Source organism: Clostridium cellulovorans 743B (assembly GCF_000145275.1).
Lineage (GTDB): Bacteria > Bacillota > Clostridia > Clostridiales > Clostridiaceae > Clostridium_K > Clostridium_K cellulovorans.
On sequence record NC_014393.1, the window covers coordinates 3,756,505 to 3,769,302 of the forward strand.

Below are 12,798 nucleotides of genomic sequence, written 5' to 3' on the forward strand. Positions count from 1 at the left end.
AAACTATTTGTTATATTTTTGTTCTATTAAACTTATTTTATCGATTCTTCTTTGATGTCTTTCACCTTCAAATTCTGTGTTTAAAAATATATCTACTATATCTAAAGCTAAACCTTCACCTACTACTCTTGCACCCATAGCCAATATATTAGCATTATTATGTTGTCTTGTAGAATGAGCACTAAAAGTATCATGGCATAAAGCAGCTCTTATTCCTGGAACTTTATTTGCTGCAATACTTATTCCTATTCCTGTTCCACAAACAAGAATTCCAAAATCAAAATTCTTATCTTTAACTTCTTCTGCAACCTTTAAAGCAAAATCTGAATAATCACAAGAAGCTTCTGACTCTGTTCCAAAGTCCTTAACTTCTATTCCTTTTTCTATAAGATGTTTTTGTATTGCATTTTTTAGTTGAAATCCAGCATGGTCTGATCCTAATGCTATTTTCATATTTACACCTCCAAATTTATAAGAAAAACTAAATATTCCAAATACCTTTTTTAAGTTTTTCAATTACTAATTCAATGTTATCTTTTAACTGCATAAAGGTTCTATGATATATATCTAAATTCCCTCCATAAGGATCGGAAACTTCATCATCACTCTCAGAAAATTCTTTTAAGGTAAAGGTTTTTTCTGACACTTCCGGAAAGTATGAAAGTAAAAACTCTTTGTGCCTTGATGTCATAGTTAATATTAAATCACTGCTATCTACTAATCTTTTATTTACTTGAACAGCTTTTCTATCAATTAGTTCTACATCTAAATTATTTTTTAGTGATAAAGATGCATTTTTAGATATACTGCTGTCGGGAATTGCAGATACACCAGCAGAATAAGCTATTAGTCCTTCAACATCATTGATCTTATTAAATATAGCTTCTGCCATGCAGCTTCTACAAGTATTTCCAGTGCACACGAATAATATATTCATAAAATCCTCCTTCTCCCTTTGATCAATTAACTCTCTAATGCTGTAGAGTCATCATTATAACGAAATTATGTTATATCCAGCAGCTTTGTTTAATCGATTCATAATGGCTAATCCATATTCCTTTTCCTCAAAAGCTTCAGAAATTATGTATTCTACTCCTAGATCATCAAAGGTTCTAAGTACTCCAAAGAGATTCCTCCCTATAGAAGTTAAGTCACTTCTACTTCCTAAAGAAATAACCTCACCTTTTTTATAATAAGTTTTGGTTTCATCAGTCGCCATTATTCCAACTTTAATACCATCATCTATATAATTTTGCACTATTTCGTTTATTTTTTCAACTGTTTTATTAATTTCACCTTTAATAATTATCACAGAAGCCTTTGGTGCATAATGTTTATATTTCATTCCTGGTGCCTTTGGTTTGAAATTCTGATCTGCTTTATTTAATAATGCTGGATCAATATACGCCTCTGGCTGGATTTTCCTAATCATTTCAATGGTAATAGCTCCTGGCCTTAATACACATGGCGGCTCTACAGTACAATCAACTATGGTTGATTCTAAACCAACCTCTGAATTGCTTCCGCCTATTATACAATCTACCTTTCCCTCCAAATCCTCGATACATCTATTTATATCTGTTGGACTTGGCTTTCCAGATAAATTAGCTGAAGGTGCAGCAATAGGCACGCCCACTTCTTTAATTAAAGCTCTTGCTAAAGGATCTGAAGGCATTCTTATTCCAATTGTTTCAAGTCCTGCACTTGTCTTGTATGGTATACATGTTTCTTTATTTAATATAAACGTAATAGGACCTGGCCAAAAGTTATCCATAAGCATCTTTGCTGATGATGGTATCTCTTTTACTAAGGGGAAAATATCATCTAATTGACTAATATGTACTATTAATGGGTTATCTTGAGGTCTTCCCTTTGCAATGAATATTTTTTCCACAGCATTTTCATCAAATGCGTTAGCTCCGAGACCATATACAGTTTCTGTAGGAAATGCTACAAGTCCACCATTTCTAATAACCTCTGCAACTTCTCTAAGTTTATCCTTTTCGATATTATTTTCCTTAAAAATTAAAACTTTTGTATCCATTTCTTCACTATCCTTTTAAGTTTGTGTATGTAAAATTAAAAAATATTTGATATAAAAACGCCTAAAATAAATCCAATAAGAGTAGATATAGTTCTTGTCCTTCCATTCCATAGCTTTGTGGATTCAGGCAACATCTCACCAGTTATTACATATAGCATTATTCCTGCTGCAATAGCAATTGATAAACCTATGAGATTAGGTGATACATTTCCAATATAGGCTCCTATAAATGTTCCTATAACCGTAGGCACCGCTGTTAAAAATGCATAAAGAATTATCCTACTCCTTTTTTCTCTTGCAACCATCAATGGTGCTGAGAAAGATATGCCCTCCGGAATATCATGTATCATAATTATCAATGACATTTTAAACCCAATTGCTCCACTTGCAAAAAAACCACATCCCATTATTATTCCCTCAGGAAGATTATGAAACATAAGTCCTAAAGCTATCATAGCTGCTACCTTTTTATGGTCATTATACTTGCTATCATTTCTTCTTATTACACTCTCAAGTACCATTAAAGTTAGCACTCCTATCAAAGAAAAAATTAATGTTCCAAATAAACTCCACTTTACCGCCTCTGGTATAAGATCAAAGGCAACTACAGATAACATTAATCCCGAGGCAAATCCAACAACATTACCAAGAAATTTTTCTGACGGTTTCTTAATAATAATTCCAAGAAATGCGCCTAACACAGTTCCTAATATAGCCATAATACTGGCAATAAAAATGATATATACTACATTCATAAAATCCCCCCTATACTAATATGGTTATTTATATAGACAACATTTTATGATGTTTGTTTTTAATTATTAGAAACTTTATTAATTATTGAAATAATTACTTAATATAAGATTTGTAACATTAAAGTTAACCTATGCATTTAATTGAAACATATATAAAAACATTTATTACTTAGAACTAGCTATCTCTCTCATTGCTCCTTTAGAGAAAAATGCATCTAAAGCCCTTACATAAAGATGACTTAGTACTTCTTGCTTTATAAAGCCTCCACTAACTATACTTAAATAAAACAATTGATCTATTTCTTTAACATTTTGTATTCTTTCCGCTAACTCAACAAGTTCTTTATCATTTTCACTTAACTTATTAAGCCTTTTCCAAACCTTACCTCTAAGTTTTCTGTCTACGATTATATATAGAATAGAATTATTTTTCATATAAGAAAAATGAACTCCCTTTATAGCATCATAGGGTATAGTATTTGTTCTTTTAGGAATTCGAGTCATAATTTTTATATTTTTTAATGTAACTTCATATTTTAAATTCAACTCTTTATATTTTGTTACCATCGATAAAGCGCAAAGAATTTCTACTAAAACCAACAATAATATCAAATGCCAATCAAATATCCTTGTAACATATAACAAACTAGGAAATAAAACAAAAACAAAACCCATAGATAGCATAAATCTTTTATAAGATTTTCTTTGCTTTCTAAGAGCTTTGTTTATTTTCATCTCGGCACCTCTTAATCTATTATTGTTTTCCCATAGCTTCCATCTTTTTAGCTTGGTCTTCAGTTATTAAAGCATTAATAACTTCATCAATTGCTCCATCTAAAAATGAATCTAGTTTATATAATGTTAACCCTATTCTATGATCTGTAACTCTTCCTTGCGGATAGTTATAGGTTCTTATTCTTTCACTTCTATCACCAGTACCAACTTGGCTCTTTCTATCTTCAGCGATGGATGCGCTTCTTTCTGATTCTGCTTTTTCAAATAATCTAGCTTTAAGAACATTTAATGCCTTTTCCTTGTTTTTAAGCTGACTTTTTTCATCTTGACAAGATACAACTATACCAGTAGGTAAATGTGTAATTCTTACAGCTGAGTCAGTGGTGTTAACGCATTGTCCTCCGTGTCCGGAAGCTCTGAATACATCTATTCTTAAATCATTTGCACTTATTTCTATTTCTACATCATCCACTTCTGGCATTATAGCTACAGTAGCTGTTGATGTATGAATTCTTCCTGATGATTCTGTGTCTGGAACTCTTTGTACTCTGTGGACTCCACTTTCATACTTAAGCTTGCTATAAGCTCCAGTGCCCTTAATCATCATTACTATTTCTTTAATACCACCAAGGTCTGTTGGGTTTATAGATATCGTTTCAACTCTACATCCATGAGTTTCTGCATATCTTGCATACATTCTTGTTAGATTATTCGCAAACAATGCAGCTTCTTCTCCACCAGCACCTGCTCTAATTTCTACATAAACGTTCTTATCATCATTAGGATCCTTTGGCAGTAATAAAATTCTTAATTCTTCTTCATATTTATTCTTTAATATTTCTAACTCTTTTATTTCTTCACTTGCTAATTCTTTAAGTTCTGGATCTAATGACCCATCTTGAATCATTTCCTTGTTATCCTCAATGTCTTCAATTGTTTTTTTATATTCTTTATATTTATTAACAACTATACCTAAGTCAGAATGTTCTTTACATAGTTTTTGCCATTCTTTTTGGTTTGACATAATTGATGGATCACTTATCTTAATGGATAACTCATCATATTTATTTTCGATGAAGTTTAATCTCTCTAACATTCATTAATCACTCCGTATGAAAATTTTTTTCAATTCAACATTATAACACATAATTTTGCATATAACAACCTTATAGGTATCTTCCTAATACAACCCTGTCGTTATTTCCAAGATCTTTCTTTACTATAACATCTATAAATCCATATTCTTTTAACAATTCAGACACTTCTTCGCCTTGATCATAACCAATTTCAAAAGCCAAAAGTCCTCCCTTATTTAAAAATTTACAGCTATCCTTAGTGATTTTTCTATAAAAAATTAATCCATCTTCTCCACCGTCTAAAGCTAAATGTGGTTCATAATTCTTTACATCCTCCATAAGTGCTTCTATTACACTGGTTCTTATATACGGTGGGTTTGATACTATAACATCGTACTTCTTATGTAATCCCTCTGCAAAGCTTAAAAGATCACTTCGGTAAAACTCAACATTTTTTTCAACTTTTAATTTAAATATATTTTCTTTAGCTATTTCCTCAGCAATCTCAGAAATATCGCAAATATCTATCGTTGTAGTTGGTCTATGATATCCAATTGCTATACCTATAGCTCCAGTGCCAGTACATACATCACATATATCTTTATAGTTATTTTTATCAATATAGTTTAACACTTCCTCAACCAATATCTCAGTGTCAGCTCTAGGAATCAAAACGCCTTCTTTAACCTTAAAGGATAATTCCATAAATGTCGCATTTCCTAATATATATTGAAGAGGCCTTTTTCTTCCTCTTTCTTCGATGAAATTGAAAAATATATCTTCCGACTCTTTATCTACTTCATCCAACCCATTGATAATTAAATATAGTCGATCTTTTTTTAAAATATTAGAGAGAAGATCTAACGCATCTTCTCTACCATATTCTACATTATTATCAATTAAAGTCTTAGTTCCTATGTTTAATAGTTCCTTAATATTCATAGTAGTTCCTCTTTTTTATTCCACACTAAAATTATTTTCTTCTACAACTTCCTTATCGCTTAAACCTGCTTCCTGTTCTGATACAGATTGCTCTAATTTCGTTCCTTCTTCAGCTTTTTCATCAGACTTATCTCTTTGCATATTTTTAATTTCCTCAACAGTTTTTATACCTTCTGCTACTTGCAAGGATACTATTGCAACCTCTAGCATCTCTAAATCTGGTTGCTTTGTTGTAAGTTTTTGGAGCATCATTCCAGGATATGCTATTACATGTCCTAATTTACTTTTAGTATTTCCAAGCCATCTAATCAATTCATAGGTGATTCCCGAAACCACAGGGAGCAATAAAAGCTTAAAAAACATTCTTTCTAATATACTTCCCCAATTTAAAAAGGAAAATAGAAAAATACTTACTGCCATGACAAGAAACATAAAATTTGTTCCACATCTTGGGTGAAGAGTTCCAAACTTGTCAGCATTTTCTGGTGTTAATTCTAACTGATTCTCATAACAATATATGGTCTTATGTTCTGCACCATGATACTGAAACACCCTATAAATATCCTCCATTTTACTTATAGCAAAAAGATATAACAAAAATATAACGAGACTCATAATCCCTTCTATAAAACTTAGGATAAAACTACTATCTACATTCATCTTCTTTATTAATCCAGTTATTGCAGTTGGGACTACCATAAACAATAACATTGCCAATGCAACTCCAAGAAGCATTGATATTCCTACCACAATATCCCCTGCTTTATCCTTAAACACCTTATAAAACCATTGTTCAAATTTAGATGGTTCTCCATCCTCTTCATCATCTTCAAAGAAAGAAGATGAATAATTTAAACTTTTAACTCCTACTATTAACGAATCTATCAAATTTAAAAAACCTCTGATAAAAGGTAAAGCAGTTATCTTATTCTTTTTTGTTATAGGAAATATAGGTTCAAGTTTTATCTCAATTTTGCCATCAGCTTTTCTTACCGCTGTAGCTATACCTTTTTCGCCACGCATCATAACGCCTTCAATTACTGCTTGTCCTCCAACCTTCGCTTTTTTACTCATATAATTCTCCTTCTCGTGGCACCTGATGACAGTTTCTACATCTTGCCTCATAGGATTCCGTTGCCCCAATCAAAACTATTTTATCTTCATATTTAGCTGGCATTCCGTTAATTAATCTTTGAGTCCTTGTAGCAGGATTTCCACACTTCATACATATAGCGGTTATCTTATCAACGAATTCAGCAATAGCCATAAGCTTAGGCATAATCCCAAAGGGTTCCCCTCTAAAATCCGTATCCAATCCTGCACATATTATTCTTTTATGTTCATTTGCAAGTTCAGAAACAACATCAACTAATTCATCATCAAAAAACTGAACCTCATCTATAGCTACGACCTTTGTATCATCTTCTAATAGTTCTAATATTTCTCTAGAAGAACTGACAGCCACTCCATCAACTCTTTCTCCACAATGTGAAACCACAGCTTCATCATCATACCTATTATCAATAGCAGGTTTAAAAACTTGCACCTTTAGATTACCTATCCTAGCTCTTTTTACCCTTCTGATAAGTTCTTCTGATTTACCACTATACATAGGTCCACATACTACTTCAATCCAACCATGATCCGTAGGTCTATACATTTATACTACACCTCCACTAAATTAACAAACCTATTGTAGCAGATAAAAAAATTAATATAAAGTCTTTTATTTTTTCAAAACAGTCAAATTTTTATCAAATAATCACATACAAATAATTATGTATGTTTTTTAATTAAATCTTCTTAGTACATACAATTTAACTAACATCGATATCATAAAATAATTTTATTAAAATATCTATTAACGTTTATTTTAATTTGGGACCACCAAAAGAAAACATTAATTGGAACATCTATATGTTACCCTAAAACTTGTATTTATTTTATTGACCTGTTCAAATACTTATGCTATACTTTTAAGGGTTAAAGACTAAACATAATAATGTTTAAAATATGTGAGGTGAACAATAATGAGAGAAGGCATACATCCAGAATACCATAGCGATGCTTTGGTTAAGTGTGCATGTGGAAACACTTTTACAACAGGTTCAATTAAGAAAGAATTAAAAGTGGAAATATGCTCTAAATGCCATCCATTCTTCACTGGTAAGCAAAAACTAGTTGACGTTGGTGGAAGAGTAGAAAAATTCATGAAGAAATTCAACTTAGAGAACAAATAAAAAACGAAGCAGCTTCTAAAGAAGCTGCTTTATTTTTATCTTATATAAAACTTATAAAAAAAGTGCCATTACTTAGTTTCATCTAAATAATGACATTTTTTCAATTAATAATTAAACTGATCCGAGTAAGCACTTAAAAATGCAGCACCTAAAATTAATAATACAAGACATATTATAAGTCCTATAACAGATAGTATAATTCCCGCAGTAGAAAAACCACTTCCACCTTGTTTTTTTACTTTACTTACAATTCCTAGTATTAATCCTATTAATCCACATGGACCTGCAACAAACCATAAACATGAAGTTACTACAGAAACGATTCCTAATATCATAGAAGCAATAGCTAAACCCTTGCTTTCATTTTGATACCCATTTTGGTTAAATTCTGACATTTTTTCTCCCCCTTTGCAATATTGTAAAGAATAATTTCATTATATTCATGTATAAAGATCAATTCATAAGATTACCTATTTTATTATACTTTATTTATAATGAATCAAACTTTAATCAAAATATATTAGAATTCCACATATTATTTTACTATACTTTTTATTTTTCTTCAATCAAATAGTAAATCTTCGAAAAATCATTACGATTAAGCGCTAGTTCCACTAAATGTTAACTAACTTATTTTATATTGTTTAATCTCTTAATCAATTCATCATTCGATTCTGTTTCACTTAGTATATTTAAAACCATCTCCGTTACAGCTTGAGGATTATTCTCGTTATATAGTTTTCTTCTTACGTTTATTGCAGCATTGCGTTCATCTGTTGAAAGTAAATATTCTTCTTTTCTAGTACCAGACTTATATATATCAATAGCAGGGAAAATTCTTCTTTCTTGAAGTTTTCTATCTAAATGAACTTCCATATTACCAGTTCCTTTAAATTCTTCAAAAATAACATCATCCATTCTACTGCCTGTCTCAACAAGAACCGTAGATAGAATTGTTAAACTTCCACCATTTTCCACATTTCTCGCTGCTCCAAATAACCTCTTCGGAAGATGAAGTGCTGCAGGATCAAGACCACCAGATAAAGTTCTTCCTGTTGGATCAACTCTAAGGTTATTAGCCCTTGTTAATCTAGTCAAACTATCTAATAAAATTACTACATCTAATTTTTGTTCAACCATACGTTTCGCTCTTTCAAGAACCATATTAGCAATTCTTATATGGCTTTCTGTTTCTTGATCAAAGGTAGAATATACTACTTCACCTTTTATGCTTCTTTGCATTTCTGTAACTTCTTCTGGTCTTTCATCAATTAAAACTACTATTAATTTTACCTCTGGATGATTTTCAGTGATACTATTTGCAACATTTTTTAGAAGTGTTGTCTTACCAGCTTTAGGGGGAGCAACAATAAGACCTCTTTGACCTTTTCCGATAGGACAGATGAAATCCATCAGTCTAGTTGATAATTCAGAACTTTTTGTTTCTAACTTTAATCTGTTTTCAGGATAGATTGGAATCAACTTTTCGAAGGGAATTCTTCCTATTGCTTTTTCTGGATTTTCACCGTTTACCTTCTCAACAAAACGTAATGCTTTAAACTTTTCGCCTTCTTTTGGTTCTCTTACCTTTCCCTCTACCTCATCACCAGTTCTAAGATTGAATCTTCTTATTTGAGATGGTGATACATATATATCTTCCGATGTGCTTACAAAATTTCCAGCTCTTAAAAATCCAAAGTTATTAGATTCATTTATTTCCAAAACACCTTTAGCACTATTAAGATCTTGAATAGGTTCGTAAGATACATCCCTTTGTTCCGTTCCTTGACTTAAATTATTATTATTATTATTATTTTGTTCTCTAACTACCGGGGGCACTTCTGATATATTTCTCTCACTAAGCTCTACACTAGCAACCTTTGGTTTAATATTCTCCCTAAGAATCACTCCCTCTTTTTCAATGGAAGGAGTTGAAAAAACTTTTGTAGTCTTAGCTTTTTCTTTAAGGATTTCGTCTATCAGCTCAGTTTTTTTATATTTTGAAGTATTTTTTATTCCTAATTCCTTTGCAATTATCTTGAGTTCGTCTAATTTCATTGTTCCATATTCATTTATATCCAAATTTACACCTCCAACCCAATTTACATTGAGCTTAAATCCGAAAAATCTACCATAAAAGTACTTTTATGATTATACCCCATTTATAATTTTTTATCCACAAAAAAATATGAGCCTTAGCTCATATTTATAACATTGCATAAATATACCTTTCAATACTATTATTTACACTAATATATTCATTAACAAGTTCATCTTTCCCTACAATAATTATCGGGCTTCCAGAAGATACGCAACCTCTTATCGTGATACTTTCTTCCTCATCAAAGAGCTTAAACTTATAGAAGTGAAGATTATCACAAATAGGGCACTTTATGCTTATCTCAAGTTCTTTATCCTTATTTATTTTGGCTCCTTTGATTAGCTTAATCTTATTTAATGCTTCCAGCTGAAATAATGAAATCCTATATAATCGATACCCGCCGTCATCACATTTAATAGCAATAGATATTTTAGTATCATATATCAATAGTGTCTCACCTCCAAAACCTTCTTCACTAAATATAATTCTATAATTTCTTTTTAATTCCTCTAAATATAATGGTGATTTTACAAATTTTTATTCGACTTTTTTCTGCCTTTGATACATATTTAAACACATTTGTGTTTTATATTACTTTTTATTTAATTAAAACCACTTTTTCATAAAACTATAAAGAAAAGAGAGACTCATAGCAGTCTCTCCATACAATATAACTCATGTATACAAATTGATAAAAAATCTTATACACAATATAAACACCTATTTATATCTTATCCAAACACTCATTTCTCCAAGACCTCTATTCCCCCACATAAAATATGGTATAGCTGTTATATTAAAAGGCATCTCTTTTACATTAAAAGAAGTGTATAAATCTTGGCTTTCAGAAGAAACAATATATCCGCTTGCTTTTAATTCAATAGCTCCACCTAAAACTTCTGGATTATACTGTTCCTTAACAGGTTTTGAAGTGTCTATAAGTATAGATGATAGATTTTTACAATTATCTATTTCTTCAAGACAATAAACTAATGGGCCTCTGCAGATAGCTACCTTCCCAGCATTTGCTCTAACTAATGGGTTACTTGCTACAAGCACAGTTTCAATTTCCATAGATATTTCAACAACATCTGAATTTAAGAATTCTCTTGTTATATAAAGGTATCCTTTATTTAAGTCTAATTCTCTATATTCTTCATTGTTAATAAAAATCTTATAATTTTTACACCATTCTGGAATTCTTAATGCAAAGGTAAACTCATTATTTTCAGACATATCAAAAACAAAAGTAGCCTTACCCTCTGAAGGATAATTTGTAGTTTGTTTTACTGTTACCTTTTTATTGTTAACTGTAAAATCTGCCTTGCTTCCTATATATAGATGAGTAAATATAGTATCATTACTTTCTGTATAAATATACTGTCCTAAAGAAGTAAGTAATCTTGCAACATTAGGTGGACAACAAGCACAACCATACCATTTTTGTCTTTCTGCTTTTACATGTCGCTTAATTGGGGATTTTTCTGAAGCTTCTGGTTGAACTTCAAGTGGATTAACATAGAAGAAATGTCTGCCATCCAACGCCATTCCACTTGTTACCGTATTATACAAAGCTCTTTCTAATACATCTGCGTATTTCCTATCTTGATCAAGCTTCAGCATTCTTTGAGCAAAGAAAATCAGTCCGATTGCAGCACAGGTTTCTGAATACACTGTATCATTAGGAAGATCATAATCATAGGTAAAAGCTTCTCCATGAGCTGTAGAACCTACCCCACCTGTAATATACATTTGTTTATCTTTTATGTTATTAAAAATAGTCTCGCAAGCTTTTTTAAGAGTTTCATCATTAGTTTTTGCTGCAATATCAGCCATTCCAGAATACATATATACTGCGCGCACAGCATGACCTACAGCTACTTCTTGTTCACGAACTGGCTTATGAGCTTGATTATATGGTAGGTCTAGAGGAATTTTAGTTTTAAGAAAATGAGATACTCCATCTCTTTTTTCATATTCTTCCTTAAAGTAATTAGGCTCCTGCCCTCTTTGATCTATAAAATATTTAGAAAGGGCAAGATACTTAGAATTATTAGTTACATCATATAGTTTTACTAATGCCATTTCTATAACTTGATGTCCTGGATATCCTTTAGCTTTATGTGGTTCCGGTCCAAATATAGTGTCAACATAATCAACAAATCTGCAAGCAATATCTAAAAACTTTCTTTTTCCCGTTGCATTATAATATGCTACAGCAGCTTCAATCATATGTCCTAAACAATACAATTCATGACACTCACATAAGTTATACCATCTTTTATCTGGTTCCTTTATAGTAAAATAAGTATTTACATATCCATCGTCACCTTGAGCAGCCTCAATTAAATCAATAGCTTCGTCAGCTATTGCCATAAGTTCAGGATTTGGATTAGTTTCTAAACTATAAGCTACTGCTTCTAGCCATTTATAAAGATCACTATCCTGGAATACCATTCCACCAAATTCTCCTTCTTCAAGGCCAGCAGCTATTCTAAAATTCTTTATTGCATAACTTGGTTCTGCATCTGGCAAACGGTCATTTAATGCCTCCCATTGGTATGGTATTACTACTTCATTTACTAAATCAATATATTTACCCCAAAAATCATCTTTAATTTCTACAGATTTAATCGGTAGCACTTCACTAGTCAAAAATTTATCCATTTTCATTACCTCCATACTATATCTAGCTTCAAATATTCTTAATACTCTCTATTGTTTTAAAAAATAAATTTATCATACCCTTAAACTACTAATATTGTTCCAAATTTAACCTTTTAGGATAATCAAAGCTTTCAGATTAAAAATCTATAATATATTTCAACAAATCATGATTTATATTATAATGATAACAATATAAATATATATTTTCGACATACAAATCAGTAGAATAGGTGGATAA

The 12,798-nt window shown here is 31.1% G+C and carries 14 protein-coding genes; 1 reads left to right on the forward strand and 13 read right to left on the reverse strand.

Going from position 1 to position 12,798, the window contains the following annotated elements; translation table 11 throughout:
- Positions 1-3: 3 nt before the first annotated feature.
- The 9 genes from rpiB to CLOCEL_RS15380 all read right to left on the reverse strand — a co-directional run bounded on the left by rpiB (position 4) and on the right by CLOCEL_RS15380 (position 7,212).
- Entirely contained in the window at positions 4-453 is a 450-nt protein-coding gene (gene rpiB / locus CLOCEL_RS15340) for a ribose 5-phosphate isomerase B (protein WP_010075847.1), read from the reverse strand.
- 28 nt (positions 454-481) lie between these two features.
- On the reverse strand, positions 482-937 hold the full coding sequence (locus tag CLOCEL_RS15345) for a low molecular weight protein arginine phosphatase (RefSeq protein ID WP_010075848.1): 456 nt from the start codon (positions 935-937) through the stop codon (positions 482-484).
- Positions 938-991: 54 nt separating this feature from the next.
- Positions 992-2,044 carry an L-threonylcarbamoyladenylate synthase gene (locus tag CLOCEL_RS15350; protein WP_010075849.1) on the reverse strand — a complete coding sequence of 351 codons (1,053 nt, stop codon included), beginning with the start codon at positions 2,042-2,044 and terminating at the stop codon, positions 992-994.
- A 35-nt stretch (positions 2,045-2,079) separates the two neighbouring features.
- A complete protein-coding gene (locus tag CLOCEL_RS15355) occupies positions 2,080-2,799 on the reverse strand; it encodes a ZIP family metal transporter (RefSeq protein ID WP_010075850.1) in 720 nt (239 codons plus the stop codon).
- A gap of 165 nt (positions 2,800-2,964) precedes the next feature.
- Positions 2,965-3,534, reverse strand: coding sequence for a hypothetical protein (locus CLOCEL_RS15360; RefSeq protein WP_010075851.1), 570 nt, complete (start codon positions 3,532-3,534; stop codon positions 2,965-2,967).
- A gap of 19 nt (positions 3,535-3,553) precedes the next feature.
- Positions 3,554-4,630: a peptide chain release factor 1 gene (gene prfA, locus CLOCEL_RS15365; RefSeq protein ID WP_010075852.1), complete on the reverse strand. Its 1,077-nt coding sequence runs from the start codon at positions 4,628-4,630 to the stop codon at positions 3,554-3,556.
- Between the two features lie 70 nt (positions 4,631-4,700).
- On the reverse strand, positions 4,701-5,552 hold the full coding sequence (prmC, locus tag CLOCEL_RS15370; RefSeq protein WP_010075853.1) for a peptide chain release factor N(5)-glutamine methyltransferase: 852 nt from the start codon (positions 5,550-5,552) through the stop codon (positions 4,701-4,703).
- Between the two features lie 15 nt (positions 5,553-5,567).
- Complete coding sequence (locus tag CLOCEL_RS15375; protein WP_010075854.1) at positions 5,568-6,626, reverse strand: DUF1385 domain-containing protein; 1,059 nt, start codon at positions 6,624-6,626, stop codon at positions 5,568-5,570.
- Positions 6,619-7,212: a thymidine kinase gene (locus tag CLOCEL_RS15380; protein WP_010075855.1), complete on the reverse strand. Its 594-nt coding sequence runs from the start codon at positions 7,210-7,212 to the stop codon at positions 6,619-6,621. The genes CLOCEL_RS15375 and CLOCEL_RS15380 overlap by 8 nt, the downstream gene beginning before the upstream one ends.
- A 370-nt stretch (positions 7,213-7,582) precedes the next feature.
- Between CLOCEL_RS15380 and rpmE the strand changes: the two genes are divergently transcribed.
- A complete protein-coding gene (gene rpmE, locus CLOCEL_RS15385; protein WP_010075856.1) occupies positions 7,583-7,792 on the forward strand; it encodes a 50S ribosomal protein L31 in 210 nt (69 codons plus the stop codon).
- Between the two features lie 104 nt (positions 7,793-7,896).
- On the opposite strand, the gene CLOCEL_RS15390 is transcribed toward rpmE, so the two are convergent.
- From CLOCEL_RS15390 to CLOCEL_RS15405, 4 genes are all read right to left on the reverse strand, one after another.
- On the reverse strand, positions 7,897-8,187 hold the full coding sequence (locus CLOCEL_RS15390) for a DUF4190 domain-containing protein (RefSeq protein WP_010075857.1): 291 nt from the start codon (positions 8,185-8,187) through the stop codon (positions 7,897-7,899).
- A 235-nt stretch (positions 8,188-8,422) separates the two neighbouring features.
- The gene (rho, locus tag CLOCEL_RS15395; RefSeq protein ID WP_013291822.1) at positions 8,423-9,874 is read right to left on the reverse strand and encodes a transcription termination factor Rho; all 1,452 of its coding nucleotides are present in this window, start codon (positions 9,872-9,874) and stop codon (positions 8,423-8,425) included.
- Between the two features lie 124 nt (positions 9,875-9,998).
- A complete protein-coding gene (locus tag CLOCEL_RS15400) occupies positions 9,999-10,340 on the reverse strand; it encodes a hypothetical protein (protein WP_010075860.1) in 342 nt (113 codons plus the stop codon).
- 273 nt (positions 10,341-10,613) lie between these two features.
- The gene (locus CLOCEL_RS15405) at positions 10,614-12,560 is read right to left on the reverse strand and encodes a glycoside hydrolase family 127 protein (protein ID WP_010075861.1); all 1,947 of its coding nucleotides are present in this window, start codon (positions 12,558-12,560) and stop codon (positions 10,614-10,616) included.
- Positions 12,561-12,798 lie beyond the last annotated feature (238 nt).